The organism is Neolewinella xylanilytica, from assembly GCF_002934605.1.
In the GTDB taxonomy this organism is placed as follows: domain Bacteria; phylum Bacteroidota; class Bacteroidia; order Chitinophagales; family Saprospiraceae; genus Neolewinella; species Neolewinella xylanilytica.
The window spans coordinates 1,341,299-1,359,630 of record NZ_PTJC01000006.1; the positions used below are offsets into that span (position 1 = coordinate 1,341,299).

Sequence of the window (18,332 nt, forward strand, 5' to 3'; positions counted from 1 at the left end):
CTCATACTTGAGAACATCGTTCCCGATTTAGGCTTTTAGCTGCGAATTGACCCCAAAACCCATTTATGCAAACACCCATTACCCACCAACTTCTTTTCCTATTCCTGAATTTCTTTGCCGGCTCGCTGTTATACGCCCAGACCTACAGCGATTGGACCAAGATCGGTAATGCCGGTTACCCTCGCGCGGAAGGGCAAATGGTTACTTACGAAGGGAAATATTACTGGTTCAACGGATTCACAACCGATCTCGCTTTTCTGAACGAAAACGAGCGGTACGACCCCGCTACGAACACCTGGACGAACCTCGCCTCCATACCCCTGAACCCGGACGGTACGTACCAGGGGAATACCCACGTCGGTATCTCCGTCGTGGATGACGAGATATGGCTGTTGGGTGGCCGGAGCGGCAACCCCTTTTACCGGGTCACGGATGCAGTCTGGATCTACGACATCACCGACAATGCATGGCGCCGCGGTCCGACCTTTCCACAGCGCCGCGGTGGCGGTGGCCTGGCGCGTCTGGGCCGCACGCTACACTACGTTGGCGGTTTCGATCACAATACCCAGTGTGACGTCGATGATCACTGGGTCTACGACCTGGATAACCCGGAGGCGGGCTGGCAGGATTTTAGCGGTAACTCCCCGATGCCCCTGGCGCGGAATCACTTTGGCACGGTTACCCTCGGCGGTATGCTGTACACCATAGCCGGCCAGCACGACCACGAAGGCTGTCTGCGCGGCAAGAACCTGCCCTATGTGCATCGCTACGATCCTTACACCGATACCTGGGAGCGTTTGGCGGATTTGCCCTTCAATAATTCACATACCGAACCCAGTACCTTTGCCTACAACGGTAAGTTGTACAGCATAGGTGGACAGGTAGCCCTGGGCCAGGAGCTAGCCGAATACGACCCGGCGACGAATACCTGGCGTATCCTCAGCGAAATGCAGTTCCCCCACCGCCTAATCGCCCCGGGCGCCCGCGTCCACAACGGGAACCTGGTGGTCATGGTGGGGGGTAGAAGGACGGTAGGTCGTGCCCAATCCGAAGTTTGGGCGCGGACGTTCACGCCAAACGTGACGCGTAAACTGGCCTTCCACCCCGCCACCTTACGCGCCAGCGGGGAAAGCCGGACCACGACCGAAGCCATTCTGGCGAACTATAGCGGCGACGACGAGGCGACCTACCGCATCGATGTAAGCAAGTTTCCCGCCTGGTTAACCATCGACCGGGCCACCGGTAAAGCCCGGGAATCCTTCGCGGAGGTGGAAATTACCGTAGACCCCCGCGGCCTGCCCGCGGGTAGTTATTCCTATACCCTCCGCGCCACCGCCGACGGCTATACGGCTGCAAGCCTGCCCATCAGTTTCACGGTGGGCGAAGCGGGGGAGTGGCGCTCGTACGCCGATTTCCGGGAGGCCGAATGCGCCACCGTAGGCAGTATCTGGGAGATCGTTTCCGACAACCGCGCAGCCAACGGTAAATATGTCACCGTTCCGAAGGGGATGACCAGTACCGGATCCGCGCCGGCCGACCGCCCCGAGAACCACGTTAGTTTCCGGTACGACGTGCCCAAAACCGGTACGTACAATCTCTTCGCGCGCATCGCCGCCAGGGCTACTACCGACGATTCTTTCTGGTTCCGCGTAAACGGTGGGGAGTGGACGGAGTGGTCCGACAACCTGGTGACCGAAAACGGCGCGTTCGAATGGCGACGTGGGCCAGGCGCGAGCCTCCAACTGGCCGCCGGCGAAGTCACGGTTGACCTGGCGTACCGCGAAAGCGGAATGATGATCGACAAGCTGCTCCTCTCCGCCGGCAGTAAGCTGCCCGTCGGAACGGGATATCCTGACGAAAGTTGTGGTAGCAACGCGCCCTCGGAACCAACCGCAACCGCCTACTGGGCCGAAGCCGAATGCAGTCAGCTAGGTAGTCAGTGGGTGACCGCGACCGACGGTGGAGCATCGGCCGGACGCTACGTTTATGCCATGGGCTACGAAAAAATAGACGCGCCCGGAGGTACGGATGCGGCCGACCGGCTCACCTTTACGGCCCAGCTGGCGGAGGCGGGAACGTATTACCTCTTTATGCGCCTCGATGCCGTCGACAACGGGAGGAACTCCTTTTGGGTCCAGGTAGACAACGGACCGTGGCTGGAGTTCTGGAAAGAGACCGATGGCCGCAATATGCTCACCAACGGCTTCGAATGGCGACGGGTAAACGACGACACCGAGCCGGTCTCCTTCCAGTTGGGCGCCGGTCAGCACACGATCGGGGTGGTCAGTCGGGAGCCCGGTACCCGCCTCGACAAAGTGTACCTCGCTACCGAAAACCGACTGCCCTCCGGCACCGGTGCCCGGGTAGCCGATTGTCCTGCCCCGGATGATGCGGTCACCGAGTTCTGGTCGGAAGTAGAATGCGGCGGGGTAGGCAACCGTTGGGCGACCAATAGATCCAGTGGCGCATCCAACCAACGCTACGTTTACTGCACCGGCGACCGTCAGATCACCGAACCGGCAGCCAACGGCACCGACGACCGGATCACCTATACCGCCAATCTGGCCAAAGCCGGTACGTATCACCTCTTCCTGCGCCTGAATGCGATCGACAACGGCCGCAACTCGGTCTGGGTCCGGGTAGATAACGGCAACTGGGTGGAGTTTTGGAAAGAAGCCAACGGCAGCAATCTGCTCACGAATGGATTCGAATGGCGCCGCGTGAACGACGATACCCGTGCCGTTTCCTTCCCCCTATCGGCGGGGCGGCATACCATCACCCTAGCCAATCGGGAATCCGGAACTCGCCTGGATAAGCTGTTACTATCGACAGCTACGCAGTTGCCGGACGGCTTTGGTGGCCCTGCCGCGTCCTGCTCCGAAGCGAGCTCCGTGGCCGCTAAACGGTTCCGCCCTGCTTCCAGCTCGGAACCCGTCGTAGGCAATAGCCTCCAGGTCTATCCCAATCCTACCCACGGTGCCGTGAAGCTGCGTTTCGAGGGAACCGCCCAGGGTCGTGTAGATCTGCGCGTGACGGATGTAAACGGACGGGTAGTGGTCGAAAAAACCTACGAAAAGGCCGGGGAGGTGCTGGCGGATGAGCTGGATACCAACCGCCTGCCCGCGGGCATGTATCTGCTGCACCTTACCAGTGGCGAGGAGCGGATCAGCCGGCCGTTTATCAAGGCAAGGTAGTCAGGAAGGCAAGCGTGTCCACGCCGTCCGCGTAGTCGGTCAGGCCCGGTTGTTGGGCATGGCCGAAATCGACGGTGGGGAACGGCAAAGTACCGGGTCGCGTTACCACGAGCTGAATTTCCCCGGAGCGTTCGTTTATTTCCTGCGCTGCGGCGCCCAAATCCGTATACGTCGTATAGTAAAGCCCGGCGATGTGACTAGCGAGTGCCTCGTCTCGCCGGAGGATAATGGCCCCGTTGTGGTGGAAGGCTTCCTTATTCAGCGTGAGCAGGGCGAAGTTGTAGTCGAAGTTGTTTTTCCACTTCGTGTGGTTCTGCAGCACCTTCCATTCGTGAAACACTTCGAGCAGCGGTTCGAAATCGTAGCCTTCCGGTACGTACAGTTTGGAAACGTTGCGACAGCCCAACCCAAAGTAGCTGAACACGTCGTCGCCTAGCCGGCGTAGGGCGTCCCGGTCCTCCTCGCCCGTGAGGACCGCCACCGCATTCCGATTGCGGCGGATAATGTGCGGGTACTTGCCGAAATAGGCCTCGAAGTAGCGCGAGCTGTTGTTGCTGCCCGTAGCGATGATGGCGTCGAAGGCCGTAAGCTTGTCCACGATCTCGAAATAGGGCAGGGTAGCGGGGGCCACTTCGCCGAGTAAGCGCAGCAGATAGGGCAGGACGTACGGGTCTTTGCTGCTCAGCTTGATCTGGGCCCGGTGGCCGGATAGGAAGACCGTAACCAGGTCGTGCATCCCGACGAGGGGAATGTTTCCGGCAAGCACCAGGCCGACGGTTTTCGGGCGCCGGGGCGCGGGTGCGGCGAGTTCCGGGTAACCGGCGGCCCAATCCCGGAGCTTGTCGCCGTCAAGGAACTCGGTGATCACGGCGTCGAGCGACCGGCGTTGGGCCTCCGGGGTAAACCAACCATTGTGGAAGGCGGTACGCTTCATTAAGGCGGCCAGGAATTCATTCGTGTCGGGCCGGATTTCCTGCCCAAGGCGGTGGAGGGCGGCAATTCTTTCGGGTAGCGTCATCGGGGGATTGATATCGGTAGGGTAGAGGCGTCCGGCACACACCGGCTCGGGTTATCCCAAGTTGGGTACGCCACGGGGTTGGAATAAGTTGCTTACGGCGGTATGGAGGTGAACATCCGTCGGGGAATTACGATTATAGAGTTTTTCTGCTATTTTTGCAGGAACACTATTTGTAACAACACCAACAACACGCTCTGCTACCATGCCTCGCATCGAATTGACGCATTTGCCTCATTCAATCGCAGCGATTTGCTTCCGGCAGAACAACCGTCATAGCGTTTTGTCGAATGGCTTTGCATGACGAATAACGATCAACCCCGATGTCCCCGAATTGCTTATACCCGATTACGTATGGGGAGTAAAGCAGGTCTAGGCGCATCGACATTTCTCACCCCCTAGCAATTCGCCTCAATAGGCTCGTTGTACGCTTTAATCAACTCACAAAAGCTACGTAGCTATATTCCTAACCTTGCCGACATGATGCACTTCAACTCCTTTATTACCCGGGTACTCCCCGGCCTCTTTCTCTTTGCCCTGTTAACCACTTCCTACGGAGTATTCGCCGCACCGACGGGCGCAGCTCAGGTGCCATTCGCCGCTTACCTCGAGGCGGAATGCGCCGAGGTGGGCGACAACTGGTTCACCGCAGAGGATACCGAAGCCTCCGGTGGATCCTACGTTTCCGTCAACCGCAGAAGCACGGATACCTTTCCCGAGGACGTGCCCGCCAATCGCGTGCGCTTTTCCCTTATCGTCCAGGAAATGGACGAATTCTACATCTGGGGCAGAGTGAAGGGCCGGGCTCCCAATAACGATTCGTTCTGGGTTCGTGTCAACGACGGTCCCTGGCGTCAGTGGATCCGCCGGGTCAACGATGCGGACGGATGGGCCTGGCGGGAGTTCGTCGGTAGCCCCTACACGGCCGAAGCCGGCGAGATGACCATCGATATCGCCTACCGCGAAGTCAATACCCAGCTCGACAAGATTTTCGTCACCACCCTCGCCCAAACTCCGAGTGGCGTAGACCAGCCCTCCATCAACTGCGGCGAAGTAATCGACTGCGAAAAGAATCCGGAACTGTGCACGGACCAGGTCTGGATCGAAGGAGAATGCGGTGACCTGGGTGCCGAATGGAGCTATCAGAAGGACGCTTCGGTTTCCAACGGCGGATACGTGGTCAGCCGGGAAGCTACCCAGCTCGAAGCCCCTACCGAAACCGGACTTCCCGGACAAATCGCCTTCACTACCGATTCAATCGGTGCCGGTACGTACTACCTTAACTTCCGCTTGAACGCCCGTGCCGACGACAGCAACTCCTTCTGGGTCAAGGTCGACGACGAGGAGTGGTTCAATTATAGTACGGAACTGAGCGGAGATATCCTGCTGACCGATGGTTTCGAGTGGCGGCGGGTGACCGCGGATTCCAGTGCTGCAGCCGGGTCCGATTCCACCGCCTTTCTACTGGCGGCAGGTACCCACACGATCCGCGTAGCGCGGCGCGAGTCCGGAGCCTACCTCGATAAAATCTTTTTGAGTAAGCTGGATACGCTACCCCTCGCCTATGGCAGCTACGCTCTGGGTTGCATGGAAAACGAAGCTACTCCGGTACGGCCTTCGCTGGATATGACCTCCGACGTCACCATCTACCCGAACCCCACGGCTAACCGGCTCACCTTCAGCGTTACTTCCGAGATAACCGGTCGACTGGAAGCAGCGATTTTCGATTTTTCCGGTCGTCGCATGCAGGTCAACAGCTTCAACAAATCGACTCGCACTTTCACGGATAATCTCGACGTAGCCGCCCTGCCCCGTGGTGTCTACCAGTTGATCCTCACTTCCGATACCGGCGTGATCAGCCGCAGTTTCGTTAAGCAATAATTACCCTTCATCTGCTGCGGCCAGGCGCCGCAGCAGCTTGATGTTTCGCTCCGGGATGGATGCCACCTCCGGATAATTCGCAACCGCTTCCGCCACCCCTTCGACCCGCAACAATTGCAGGACGGGGTGGGGGGAGCGGTTCGTTTTATTGGCGGGGTCGTCCGCGTCCAGTCCGGCAAACCGGTACCCCGGGTGGAAATGCGCGAATTGTACGTACGCATCCGCTCCCGCGGTCTCCAGCAGTTCCTCCATTTCCTCCACGAAGTCCAGAAACGAATCGAAGGAATCGAACGCGTTCGGGAACAGCAGCAGGGTAGTTTCCACGGTAGTTCGCGGTTCGCCGAGAAAGCTTTGCACCTGCGCCCCCGCCCAGTAGAAAGCCTCCTCGGCGGAGGCGACCGGGGTACTGTGGTAGCGCACCAGTCCGTGCCGCAGGGGCCGAGCGGCAAAGGGACATAACCCAAGGCGCACGACGAAGGTGTCTACCCAAGTGGCGACTTCCTGCTCCGGGCTCAAGGCTCGAGCTGGTTGTTGACCCGGCGATGGTCGACGTATTTTTTCCAGCGGTCCAGGCAAGCTTGCATATCGTCCGGCAGGTCGCTGTCGAAATGGACGTACTCCTTGCTGACCGGATGGATAAAACCGAGGCTCTTCGCGTGGAGTGCCTGCCGGGGACAAAGCTCGAAACAACGTTCGACGAAGGTTTTGAATTTGCTGTAGACGGTTCCCTTCACGATGCGGTCGCCTCCGTACTTCTGGTCGGAAAAGACCGGGTTGCCGATGCTTTTCATGTGTACGCGGATTTGATGGGTGCGGCCCGTTTCCAGCTTTAACTCGCAGAGGCTCACGTAGTACAGGTCGGCCAAGGTCTGGTAGTGGGTCACGGCGTTCTTTCCGTCTTCCTCTTCGTCGAAAACGGTGTAGTTCTGCCGGAGGCGCGGATGACGGCCGATGTTCCGGTCTACGGTCCCGGAGGCGGGGTCCGGGGCTCCCCAGACGATGGCCTGGTAAGTTCGGTCGATGCTGTGGTCGAAGAACTGGCGGGCGAGGAAGGACATGGCGGATTCCGTCTTGGCGATCACGAGCAGGCCGGAAGTGTCTTTGTCGATGCGGTGGACCAAGCCGACGCGGTCGTCGTCGTTACCCGGGAGGATCGGGATATCGCTACCGGCGAGGTAATGCGCCAGGGCGTTGACCAGGGTGCCGTCCGGGTTGCCTACCCCGGGGTGGACGACCATGCCGGGCGGTTTGTGGACGATCAGGATCGCTTCGTCCTCGTAGCGGATATCCAGCGGGATATCCTGGGGAACGATACCCTCGGGCCGATCCGCGTAGCGTGGGGTGACGATGGTGATCAGCTCGCCGGGGGAAAGCCGGTGGTTGGGCTTGACGGCGGTTCCATCGACCAGGATGCTACCGGAGCGGATGCCGTTTTGCACCCGATTGCGACTGACGCGCGGTAGCTTGTCGGTGATAAACCTGTCGATACGCACCGCCTGTTGCTTGGGGTCGACGCGAATCTCCTGGACCTCGTACATTTCCTCGTGTTCCTCTTCCTCTTCCATACCGCAAAGGTAGCTTGGCGGGAGCGACCGGGCCCAATCGCAAGGTATGGGTAGCCGATATTATATTTGAGCGTTTCCCGACCTATCTCCATTTGCCATTTTTGGTAGGTATTGCCAAGAACCCACCCCTGGACCAGTATGAAATTAGCTAGCTTCTCCGTTAAGGATCCCCGCATCGAGCAACGAAATCCCCCCCACCAGGTTCCGCTCGTCGCGGCTTCCAGCTTTATTTTCGATTCGCTGGAGCAGGGGATGGACATCTTCGACGGGGTGGAACCGGGCCACATTTACGGCCGCTTCGGAAACCCCACCGTGGACGCCGCGGCCGATAAAATCGCCGCGCTGGAGGGCTACGGTTCGGACATGGCGACGTACGGACTCTTTTGCGCCAGTGGCATGGCAGCGATCTCCACCGTACTGCTGGGCCTCTGCAAGCCGGGCCACGTACTGCTTACCCAGGAAGACCTTTACGGAGGGACCAGCGCCCTGATCGATACCCTCGGGATGCGGGGTGTCCAGCGCCTAACCGCCGATTTACGCGACAGCGAATCGCTCGAAGATAAACTGGCCGAGGTGAGCGGCACCTGCGTGGTGTACGTCGAAACGCCGAGTAACCCGACCCTCCGCTGTACGGATCTTTCCTATCTGGCCGATCTGGCCCACCACTACGGCGCGTTGCTGGTGGTCGACAATACCTTCGCCACCCCAGTGGCGCAGCAGCCGCTCCTACTCGGGGCGGACGTAGTCGTTCACAGCACTACGAAGTACCTGAACGGACACGGTACCGGCGTGGCCGGAGCGATCGTGTGCCGGGACAAACAAATGATGGACGACACCTTTCGCCCGATTTATCGGCTTTACGGCGGATCGGGCAACCCATGGGACGCGTGGCTCGTTCTGAACGGGCTGAAAACCCTGCCGCTGCGCATGGAGCGCCACTCCGCAAACGCCCAGCGGGTAACGGATTTCCTGCTCGATCATCCCAAAGTCAAGTCGGTGAACTACCCGGGTATCCCGACCCATCCCGACTGCGGTACGATCGACAAGCAGATGAACCTACACGGCGGTATGCTCAGTTTCGAACTGGAAGGCGGACTGGAAGCGGCGCGTACCTTCATGAATGCCCTGAAGTTTTGTACCCTGACGCCGACCCTCGGCGACGTCGATAGCCTGGTGCTTCATCCCGCTTCGATGAGTCACCGCAGCATTCCGAAGGAGATCCGTTTGAGGAACGGCATCACGGACGGCCTGGTCCGGCTGAGCGTAGGTATCGAGGACGTCGAGGATATCGTGGCGGACATCGACCACGCGATCGGGTAATACTCCGCGCGGCGCAACGTTTCCATTACCAACAAGCGTACGGGGCCACTCGTGGGCGCCAACCGGTAAACAGGAAAATGAAAATTTGGGCGACGATGGTAGGGATCTGGCTAGCCGCTGCGCTCCCGGCTCAGCTCCGCGGGCCGGATGTGGAGCTTTCCGTCGGCGTAGTCGCTCCCTTTCAACGTAACCCGGGTTCCGGACCCACCGCCGCGGCAACCATCAACCACGGCTACCGGATCGGCAAGGTGCTGTATACCCGGCTCGGATTGGGGATGCACTACCGCCATTTCGTAGTAACCGACAACGAAAACATCGGCCCGGCCCCCGGACCCCAGGTATTCCGTCGGCACTTCGACCTGGTTCAGCTCAATGGTTTGGCGACCCTCGTGCTCGGATTCCAAGTCGGCGAGTGGTCGCTGGAGCTGGGCACGGCCTACGTGCCGATGCTGTGGTCCGATGCCCGCCTCACCACGGCCAGCTACCACGCTAACGGAGTTCCCGTCAATCCACCGCTGACCCGGGACGTAAATTTCCGAACGATGCCGCCCCCGCGCTTCGACGGCGATTACTATTACCTCGACAATGCCAACTGGTGGGGCACCGCCGCGGTGAATACCCGTCTGTCGCCTCGACTGGCCCTGGGTGTGACCTACCGCCGGAACCTGGGGGAAACGGTACTGGTCCACACGAATGCATTCGAATGTTCGGTGGTGCAGGAATGCCTGCGGATCTTCCAGTTTCGCCGCCTGATCCCCGCCGTGACGGGAACGGCGACGCTTTCCCTGCGCTACCGGCTGACGAGCCAGTAGGCCGCAGCGGCTACGGGGAGAAAGCCCCGCGCACAACCGCTATCTTTGCCGGCCCAAAGCCGAACGAGATGTCCGTTAAAGCCACTTACGATAGCAGCCAAGTAGAAAAGAAATGGTACGCCCACTGGATGGCGCACGACTACTTCCGTAGCGAGCCCGACGAGCGGGAGCCCTACACCATCGTCATTCCGCCGCCGAACGTAACGGGGGTGCTGCACATGGGCCACATGCTCAACAACACCGTGCAGGACATTCTCATTCGCAAAGCTCGTCTGGACGGAAAAAACGCCTGCTGGGTGCCGGGTACCGACCACGCCAGCATCGCGACCGAAGCCAAGGTGGTGCGCCGGCTGCGGGAGCAGGGGATTAAAAAGTCGGACATCGGCCGGGACGAGTTTATGAAGCACGCTTTCGCCTGGAAGGAAGAATTCGGCGGCATCATCCTCCAGCAGCTCAAGCTCCTCGGCGCCAGCTGCGACTGGTCGCGCACCCGCTTCACCATGGAGCCCAAACTGTACGAGGCCGTGATCAAAGTCTTCGTCAAGCTCTACCGGGATGGCAAGCTGTACCGGGCCCAACGTATGACCAACTGGGATCCGGAGGCCCAAACCGTGCTCAGCAACGAGGAAGTAATCCACACCGAGGAAAACGGGAACCTCTACCACGTGCGCTACCGCATTGAAGGCACCGACGATACCTACATCACCGTGGCCACCAGTAGGCCGGAAACCATTATGGCGGATAGCGGGCTAGCCGTCCACCCCGACGATGAACGCTACGCCAAATTTCAGGGCCGGAAGGTAATCGTGCCCCTCGTCAACCGGGTGGTGCCGATCATTGCCGACGATTACGTCGATCCCGAATTCGGTACCGGCGCCCTCAAAATCACCCCCGCCCACGACCCCAATGACTACGAGCTCGGCGAGAAATATGGCTTGGAGGTCATCGACACGATCGATGCCGACGGCACCATGAACGAGCTGGCGGAATACGCCGTCGGACTGGACCGGTTCGAGGCCCGCATCGAGGTGATCAAGCTGCTCAAGGAAAGCGGCGACCTCGTGGATATCAAGCAGTACCGTACCAGCGTAGGCCGTAGCGAACGGACCAACGCCGTGGTCGAGCCGCGACTCACCCTGCAGTGGTTCATGAAGATGGACGAAACGGCCGCCACCGCCCTGGCGGCCGTGACGTCCGGCGACGTCAGGTTTCATCCGGATAGCATGGTCAACATGTACCGGTCCTGGCTGAACCCGGAGAACGTCCGCGACTGGTGTGTCAGCCGCCAACTGTGGTGGGGGCAACGCATTCCGGCCTGGTACCATGGCGACGAAGTGTACGTGGCCGAAACGGCGGAGGAAGCCCTCGAGGACGCCCGCCATCACCACCCTGGGCTGAAGATGTCCGACCTGCACCAGGACGAGGACGTGCTCGATACCTGGTTCTCCAGTTGGTTGTGGCCGATGTCGGTGTTCGACGGCTTCGGGGAGGATAAAACCGAACTGGCGTATTACTACCCTACGAACGACCTCGTGACCGGCTGGGACATCATGTTCTTCTGGGTCGCGCGCATGATCATGGCCGGTTACGAATTCAGCGAGGACCTGCTCGGGAAGGAGTTCGTGGAGAAGCACGGTCGCCAGCCCTTCCGGGACGTGTACTTCACCGGTATGGTGCGGGACGAAAAGCGCCGCAAAATGTCCAAGTCGCTGGGCAACAGCCCGGATGCCCTCGAGCTGCTCCGGATCTACGGTGCCGACGGCGTCCGCTACGGCATGCTCTCCAGCGCGGCGGCGGGAAACGACATCATCTTCGATGCGCCCCTGCAGGACGGAAACGCCCTCAACGAAAGCCAACTCTGCGAGCAGGGGCGGAAATTCTGCAACAAGATCTTTAATGCCAACCGGCTGATCCAGGGCTGGGAGGTCGTCGACCGGGATACCGACCCCGCGGCCCGTCTCGCTACGGAGTGGATCGAGGCAAAGCTCAACGCCACCATTGCCGAGGTAGACCGGCTCATCGCAGAATACCGCCTCAGCGAAGCCATGGTGACCCTCTACCGCCTGATCTGGTCGGATTTCTGCAGCTGGTACCTGGAGGCGATCAAGCCCGAGGACGGCCAGATCTCCCGCACTACCTACGACGCCGCCATCTCGGTGTTCGAGCGATTGATGATCCTGCTGCACCCCTTTATGCCCTTTATCACGGAGGAGGTCTGGCACCAGCTTCGCCGCCGCGACGAGGGGGAAGATTGCATCGTGGCCACCTGGCCCCGGGCGGCGGAAGATAACCGGGAACTGCTCAAGCGCTTCACCGTGCTCCAGGACGCGGTGAGCCACGTCCGGGACGTGCGCAACCAGCGGGGGATCTCCCACGGCGAGCCCCTGAAGCTGGCGGTCAAGGAAAGCGAAAGCAGCCGGTCCATTTTGGGCGCGGACGCAGGAGCAACGGCCTTCCTAAAACGGGCGGGCGTATTGACAACGATTGACCTGGTCAACCAAGCACCCGCCAACGGCCTGCCCTTCCTCTTCGGCAACGATACGGCTTACCTCCTCCTCAACGAGGAGGTGGACCTGGCCGCCGAACGGGCGAAGACGGAAGAAGAGCTGACCCGACTGCGGGGCTTCCTCCGGGGGATTGAGAAAAAGCTGGGCAACGAGCGCTTCGTCGCCAATGCCCCCGATGCCGTAGTGGAGTTGGAGCGCAAGAAGCAGGCCGACGCACAGGCCAAAATCGCCAGCCTCGAGAAAATGCTGTAAAATGCTGCCTCCCCCGATACCTATCGGGGCGCCAGTACAGTGCTGCCTCCGGTACCGAAGTCACCCGGGCACGCAACACAACCGCCCCTGAAGTGTACCTTAGTACATGCTCCTCGACCAACACGGCCGGCAAATCAAATACCTCCGGCTGGCGGTAACGGATCGGTGTAACCTACGCTGCCGCTACTGCATGCCCGAAGAGGGGATCGCCTTCGCCGATCGGGAGGCTTTACTCACCTACGACGAGATCCTCCTGTTCTGTGGCGTTCTCGCCGAAATGGGAGTAGAGAAAGTACGCCTCACCGGCGGGGAGCCCCTGGTGCGTCGGGAGTTGACCACTCTCGTAGCCGGTCTCAATAAACAGTTCCCTAAGCTCGCCATGACGACCAACGGCCTGCTGCTTCCCCGCTATCTGGACGAGCTGATGGAACACGGGCTCCGGACGTACAACCTGAGTTTAGACACCCTCCGCCCCGAGCGTTTCGAGCGCATTACCCGCCGCGACAACTTCGCCGGTACGTATAACGCCCTCGAAATGCTGCTCGAGCGCGGCTGCCGGACCAAGATCAACGTGGTCGTCATGCGCGGTATCAACGACGACGAGCTTTACGATTTCGTCGAGCTGACCCGTGACAATGACCTGGACGTCCGCTTCATCGAAGCCATGCCCTTCAACGACGACGACGGTAACCATGACGTCTTTCTGTCGTACGACAGCATGCGACTCCGCTTGCTGGAGCGTTATCCGGATCTCTCCCAAAATGAACGGCAGGGGGGCAGCGCGGTCACCTTCAGCGTGCCCGGCTACCGAGGCAACGTGGCCATCATTCCGGCTTATAGCCGGTCGTTGTGCGGCACCTGCGATCGCCTGCGGATTACCCCACGCGGAACCTTACTCAACTGCTTGTATTCCACCCGCGGTCTCGAACTCCTTCCCCTGTTGCGCAGCGGCATCGACCGGGACGATCTCGCAACCCTGATCCGGGAATTCGTGTACGGGAAATACGCTAGCGGCCACGAAACGGAGCGCCGCGAGCAGCAGGGAAACATCTTCGCCAGTATGACGAGCATCGGCGGATAAAATCAACCAATATGCCTCTTTCCCACCTTGACGAAACCGGTCGGCCCGCCATGGTCGACGTAGGCGATAAAGCGGTTACCAAACGAAGTGCTACGGCTACCTGCAGGGTCCTTCTAGGCACCGCGATCATGCACGAATTGCGGCGGGGCGACTTCTCTACGGGTAAAGGGTCCGTCATTCAGACGGCCGTCATCGCGGCGACCATGGCCGTGAAACAAACGTCCCAGATCATTCCCCTCTGCCACCCCCTCCCCATCCACGGTTGCCGGGTCACGGTCGACGACGACGGAGCGGAGAGCCTGTTGGTCAGCTGCACCGTTCGAACGGAAGGAAAAACCGGGGTAGAAATGGAGGCCCTGCACGGGGCGTCGGTGGCGGCGCTCACGGTTTACGATATGTGCAAGGCAATGTCGCACGACATTGAGATCAAGGACTTACGCCTGGAAGAAAAGCGGGGTGGAAAAAGTGACTACGATCGTGGCTGAGAACCGGTATGCACGTCAGACTATGCTGTCCGAAATAGGCGCGGAGGGGCAGAAAAAGCTTGCCGCCGCTCGGGTGGTGATCGTGGGATGTGGCGGACTGGGTAGTCCGGCGGCGGCTTATCTGGCCGGAGCGGGTATCGGATCCATCCGCCTCATCGACGGCGACCGGCCCGAGCGTACGAATCTGCACCGTCAGGTCTTTTACACGGCGGATGCGGCTGCGTACAAGGTGGACCAGCTGAAGGCCCACCTGGAGCGGCTCAACCCCGAAGTGAAGGTAAACGCCGTGGCCCGTCACCTGGCGGCGGGGAATGCCCGTATCCTACTGCAGGGAGCCCACCTCGTACTGGACGGTACCGACGACGCGGTGACAAAACACCTGCTGAATGATGCCTGTGTAAGTCTGGGTATTCCACTGGTTTACGCCGCGGCCCAGGGGTACAGCGGCTACGTGGCTTTGTTTGAGAATCGACCGGGTGGCATTCACCTGCGGGACGTCTACCCCGACCCCGACCCCGCGATGCCCGACTGCGCCACGGCCGGCGTGCTGCCCACCGCCGTGGGAATCGTGGCCATGTTGCAAGCCAACGCGGCGCTCTGCTACCTGCTCGATATCGGCGATCCCCCCGTAGATCGGTTGGTGACCTACAACGCCCTTGACAACAGCCAGCACCGGGTGAAACTCCAGAAGACCTATACCGCGCCGAACGTGGATCCCTGGGCCGGAGTGAAACCTTCCCGTAGTCGGGATCGGCTAGAGGTAGAGCACGACACCCTCACTCCCCCCGGTTACGACGCGGTGTTCAGCATGCTCTCCGAAGCGCGGGAGCCCGACTTGCCCGCCGGCGTTCGCCGCCTCGATCAGCGCAACCCCTTCGGGCAGTGCCTGGAACAGATGGAAGACGGCGGGAAGTATTTACTCTACTGCAATTCCGGGAAACTGAGTCTGGTGCTGGCGGCGCAGCTGGTCAAGGAACGGCCGGAGCTGGAGGTAGTCAGTTTGCGGGGTGGGGTGGCGGGAATGGGGACGGAGTAGGCGGAGAGGTAAGTATCCTAGGTTATCGGCCGTTCACTTCCGGAAGTTGCTGGGCTGTTACCGATCCTGTGGTCTTCAACTACTTCGTCTCCGGCTCACCAATGGCCGGGTTCCTGCACTGGGCAAATTATGTGCGCTTGTTAATCCGGATGCGGAGTAGGAAACGAACCGCTGCCTAAAAAGCCGATTCCGGACTGAAAAGGGCCTTTTTGGGTAGGATAGAAGGGGGGTTGTAGTATAGAAGCGGAAGTGGAGCCCTAACTATGGTCAATAGGCTTCGACCGCAGGCTTGCATGCACCAGGCGAATACTACATCAATAGTGTTTCAAATCTTGCGGATTCGGGAATAGGTTGGACCGGGTTTACTAGCTATCCGGGTGAGGGAGTGGCGAATCTTGAAATGCTATGGGGATAGTGTTGCAGCGTGTGATTTACGAGTAAAGAAACTTGTCGAGCCGTACTTAACTGACTACCCCCCTTCAACTAGGTAACGTAGTATCGGGGTTGGAAAATCCGAGTTATTGCAGCAACCACCAAGCCGCGGCTCAGTTACATCGTAGATAATGTAGGCATCCAATAGTTCCTATCTTATGGGTAGCCTCAGCTTCCGAAACCCGCCCCGTGCGTGTCCCACACACCGTTACCTAAGCCAAGCCACCCATGCCCTTTCTAATTATCCTCCTAACTTTTTTGATTGGTTCTACCGGATGGGCACAGGGCGATCTGAACCTGGACTTCGAACGCCAGGGCCCCGAGGGTAACCTCCCCGGCGGTTGGTTCTTCGGCGGCCCGAACTACTCCACTGAACTCTCTACCAAGGATCCGGCTTCCGGGGCACGGTGCCTTACCATCAGGTCCGTCCGGGATAAAGATTCTACCTATGCTGCCATCTCAACCCGGCTGCCGGCTAGTTTGGTGGCGGGCCAGGTTATCCGATTGGAGGGTATGATTCGTGCGGCGATGAATTCTGAATACGATACCGCTGGGTACCTCGCCCGGGTAGACCACGAAAGTAGAGGCACCATCGCCTTTTCCCACACTTACGATCAGCCGCTGGGACAGCCCGGTGACTGGACTACCGTGTCGCTGGAGCTGACGGTACCCGAAGAGGCAGCGTTCGTTATGTTTGGTGGCGTATTTGGGGGGCGGGGCGAGCTGAGCTTCGACGCCCTGCAACTCTTCATCGATGGGGAGCCCTACGACATCAAGAAGAACCTTGCGGTTTCACCGACCCGGCCCGACGATCCCCGGTTGGAGTGGCTGCGGCAGTACGTGCACCCCCTCCGGTCGACGGCGGCGGACTATCCCACTACTACGGACCTGGCGGCATTCGGGGCGGCGGTGGGGGAGCGCGCCGTGGTCGGACTGGGGGAGTCCACTCACGGCTCGCACGAGATATTCACGCTTAAGGATCGGCTGTGGCGTTACCTGCACCAGCACCATGACTTCCGGACATTCGTGCTGGAGGGGCCCCTGATTCCGTCCTATGCCGTCAACGATTACCTCGAAACCGGGGAGGAATCCGTCCCGGAGTTGCTGAAGGACATTGGTTACTGGCCCTGGCAGACCGAGGAAGTGGTGGAGTTAATCGAGGGAATGCGTCACGCCCCCGGAGAGGTACGTCCCCGCTTTACGGGTATGGACATGCAGAACTATACGCAAGCCTGGCGAATCCTGGAGGGCCGGTTCGGCGACGACGCCGAGTTGCTGGCGGACCTGGTGGAACTACGGAGTAAACTTGACCTCGTCCGCTTCAACCGTCACGAGGGCTCCGGCTACCTTATACCGGACCGTTACCTGGAGGTGGTAAACCGCGTGATTCCCAAACTCAACGCAGCGATTGCTGAAGCAAACCTCTCGGCGCGCGATACGCGCTGGCTAAGTCACATGGTCCGACTGATCGAGCAGTTCGTGGACCAAAAGGGTATTCTACGCGACGGCTACCTGGCCGAAAACGTCGAGTGGATTCGCAGTGTAGAGGATTACGGTAAAGCAGTTGTGTGGGCACATAACCAGCATGTGCTGAAAGTTGACGGGCGGATGGGGGAGCACCTGGCGAAGTCGCTCGGTTCCGATTACGTGGCGGTGGGCTTCGCCTTCGCCGGCGGGCAGTACACTCACTCGCGCCACGGCGTTAAGGAGACCGTGGAGGCAGAAAATCCTTACCCGGCCACCTACGAATACTGGTTTGACCGCCTGGATGAGCCGATGTTTTACCTGGACTTAAGGGAAATGGCGCAGGATACTACCCCCTACGCTGACTGGTTCCGGCATGAGCTGCAATTCCGAAAGGTTGGCACGGTCAAGCCCTGGTCGGAGTTCGGCAAAGAAAACCTGACTGAGGCGTACGATATGATCTTCTTCGTGGGTACCTCTTCGCCTTCGCGGGTGCTGCCCATCCAGGTGCTTTACGGGTATGAGTAGGAGGTACTGTATCCTCTGTATACACCCAGGTTAGCAGTGTAACCTAGCAAAATGTAGGACAAGGGCATCTCCCGTTCTTCCTTTTTGGCAGCTAAACCTAAACCATGTGTCGGGGCACCGGAGGCAGCAATGCTGGATTATGCATCACACTAATCGATGGGTGCCTCAATTATTCCGGACCTCTACCGGGATCATGCCCGTCGGTTTCTTGAACATACGGCTGAAGTGCTGGAGGCACGGAAAGTCGAGTTCACAGGCGCTTTCGGCTACGCCGCGCGCCGGAGCGCCGCTCCTTGGCCAGTTTGATGACCCGGAACTGAATGTGGTTCCCGGGGCGACTTGCCGGTTTCCATCTTCACCAGGTCGCAAAAGTAGTTGGGCGAGCGATGCAGCCGCTCGGTGAAGTAGGTAACCGAAGGTCGGCCGTCGCGCTCGGCTGCGGCGGCGTCACCGAATTAGTCGTGCAGCAGGGCCTCGAAACGCGCCAGCACCCCGGCGGTCAGTCCCTCCTGGTCCTCGACGGGGCGGGACGACTACCAGCAGCGCAGAACCCGTCCGCCTCCTTCGTAAGGGGGAACCGGTACAGTGTCCGCCGGGCGTCGAGCGCGGGCACGGTGCGGCTTACGACTACCGGTTCGTGCAGTTGGCCCTCACCACGGACCGCCCGGACGGGCGGTCAGCTGGGGTACGCCGGTGACCGAGGCGGAACGCCGCGGGGGGATTCCCGTACAGCGGACCGCCACCGACGTCATCGGGCGGT

12 protein-coding genes are annotated in these 18,332 nt (G+C 60.0%); 9 read left to right on the forward strand and 3 right to left on the reverse strand.

Annotation, left to right across the window (positions count from 1 at the left end; genetic code table 11):
• Positions 1–65: 65 nt before the first annotated feature.
• On the forward strand, positions 66–3,194 hold the full coding sequence (locus CLV84_RS14905; protein WP_104420573.1) for a Kelch repeat-containing protein: 3,129 nt from the start codon (positions 66–68) through the stop codon (positions 3,192–3,194).
• On the opposite strand, the gene CLV84_RS14910 is transcribed toward CLV84_RS14905, so the two are convergent.
• The gene (locus tag CLV84_RS14910) at positions 3,181–4,212 is read right to left on the reverse strand and encodes an acyl-CoA reductase (protein WP_104420574.1); all 1,032 of its coding nucleotides are present in this window, start codon (positions 4,210–4,212) and stop codon (positions 3,181–3,183) included. The two genes, CLV84_RS14905 and CLV84_RS14910, sit on opposite strands and share 14 nt — an antisense overlap.
• A gap of 477 nt (positions 4,213–4,689) precedes the next feature.
• Here CLV84_RS14910 and CLV84_RS14915 point away from each other — a divergent pair, with 477 nt between their 5' ends.
• The gene (locus tag CLV84_RS14915) at positions 4,690–6,090 is read left to right on the forward strand and encodes a T9SS type A sorting domain-containing protein (RefSeq protein WP_104420575.1); all 1,401 of its coding nucleotides are present in this window, start codon (positions 4,690–4,692) and stop codon (positions 6,088–6,090) included.
• Here CLV84_RS14915 and CLV84_RS14920 read toward each other — a convergent pair whose 3' ends face one another.
• Both CLV84_RS14920 and CLV84_RS14925 read right to left on the reverse strand, forming a co-directional pair.
• Positions 6,091–6,606, reverse strand: a complete 516-nt coding sequence (locus CLV84_RS14920; RefSeq protein WP_170067720.1) for a DUF1415 family protein — start codon at positions 6,604–6,606, stop codon at positions 6,091–6,093. It lies immediately after the preceding gene.
• Positions 6,603–7,655 carry an RluA family pseudouridine synthase gene (locus CLV84_RS14925; protein ID WP_104420577.1) on the reverse strand — a complete coding sequence of 351 codons (1,053 nt, stop codon included), beginning with the start codon at positions 7,653–7,655 and terminating at the stop codon, positions 6,603–6,605. The genes CLV84_RS14920 and CLV84_RS14925 overlap by 4 nt, the downstream gene beginning before the upstream one ends.
• Before the next feature lie 138 nt (positions 7,656–7,793).
• Between CLV84_RS14925 and CLV84_RS14930 the strand changes: the two genes are divergently transcribed.
• From CLV84_RS14930 to CLV84_RS14960, 7 genes are all read left to right on the forward strand, one after another.
• Positions 7,794–8,975 carry a trans-sulfuration enzyme family protein gene (locus CLV84_RS14930; protein ID WP_104420578.1) on the forward strand — a complete coding sequence of 394 codons (1,182 nt, stop codon included), beginning with the start codon at positions 7,794–7,796 and terminating at the stop codon, positions 8,973–8,975.
• A gap of 77 nt (positions 8,976–9,052) precedes the next feature.
• Positions 9,053–9,787: a hypothetical protein gene (locus tag CLV84_RS14935; protein WP_146088822.1), complete on the forward strand. Its 735-nt coding sequence runs from the start codon at positions 9,053–9,055 to the stop codon at positions 9,785–9,787.
• Between the two features lie 68 nt (positions 9,788–9,855).
• Positions 9,856–12,546 carry a valine--tRNA ligase gene (locus CLV84_RS14940; protein ID WP_104420580.1) on the forward strand — a complete coding sequence of 897 codons (2,691 nt, stop codon included), beginning with the start codon at positions 9,856–9,858 and terminating at the stop codon, positions 12,544–12,546.
• A 106-nt stretch (positions 12,547–12,652) separates the two neighbouring features.
• On the forward strand, positions 12,653–13,627 hold the full coding sequence (gene moaA, locus CLV84_RS14945) for a GTP 3',8-cyclase MoaA (protein ID WP_104420581.1): 975 nt from the start codon (positions 12,653–12,655) through the stop codon (positions 13,625–13,627).
• A gap of 11 nt (positions 13,628–13,638) precedes the next feature.
• The gene (moaC, locus tag CLV84_RS14950; RefSeq protein WP_104420582.1) at positions 13,639–14,112 is read left to right on the forward strand and encodes a cyclic pyranopterin monophosphate synthase MoaC; all 474 of its coding nucleotides are present in this window, start codon (positions 13,639–13,641) and stop codon (positions 14,110–14,112) included.
• Positions 14,105–15,148 (forward strand): HesA/MoeB/ThiF family protein, encoded by a 1,044-nt coding sequence (locus CLV84_RS14955; RefSeq protein WP_262497222.1) that lies wholly within the window; start codon positions 14,105–14,107, stop codon positions 15,146–15,148. Before moaC ends, CLV84_RS14955 begins: the two co-directional genes overlap by 8 nt.
• A 660-nt stretch (positions 15,149–15,808) precedes the next feature.
• On the forward strand, positions 15,809–17,572 hold the full coding sequence (locus tag CLV84_RS14960) for an erythromycin esterase family protein (RefSeq protein WP_104420584.1): 1,764 nt from the start codon (positions 15,809–15,811) through the stop codon (positions 17,570–17,572).
• Positions 17,573–18,332: the final 760 nt, after the last annotated feature.

Excerpts from the sequence above, each read along its gene's own strand:
- CLV84_RS14910 (WP_104420574.1), bottom strand. The coding sequence starts at position 4,212 with ATGACGCTACCCGAAAGAATTGCCGCCCTCCACCGCCTTGGGCAGGAA.
- moaC (WP_104420582.1), top strand. The coding sequence starts at position 13,639 with ATGCCTCTTTCCCACCTTGACGAAACCGGTCGGCCCGCCATGGTCGAC.
- CLV84_RS14940 (WP_104420580.1), top strand. The coding sequence starts at position 9,856 with ATGTCCGTTAAAGCCACTTACGATAGCAGCCAAGTAGAAAAGAAATGG.
- CLV84_RS14930 (WP_104420578.1), top strand. The coding sequence starts at position 7,794 with ATGAAATTAGCTAGCTTCTCCGTTAAGGATCCCCGCATCGAGCAACGA.
- CLV84_RS14935 (WP_146088822.1), top strand. The coding sequence starts at position 9,053 with ATGAAAATTTGGGCGACGATGGTAGGGATCTGGCTAGCCGCTGCGCTC.
- CLV84_RS14915 (WP_104420575.1), top strand. The coding sequence starts at position 4,690 with ATGATGCACTTCAACTCCTTTATTACCCGGGTACTCCCCGGCCTCTTT.
- moaA (WP_104420581.1), top strand. The coding sequence starts at position 12,653 with ATGCTCCTCGACCAACACGGCCGGCAAATCAAATACCTCCGGCTGGCG.
- CLV84_RS14905 (WP_104420573.1), top strand. The coding sequence starts at position 66 with ATGCAAACACCCATTACCCACCAACTTCTTTTCCTATTCCTGAATTTC.
- CLV84_RS14925 (WP_104420577.1), bottom strand. The coding sequence starts at position 7,655 with ATGGAAGAGGAAGAGGAACACGAGGAAATGTACGAGGTCCAGGAGATT.
- CLV84_RS14960 (WP_104420584.1), top strand. The coding sequence starts at position 15,809 with ATGCCCTTTCTAATTATCCTCCTAACTTTTTTGATTGGTTCTACCGGA.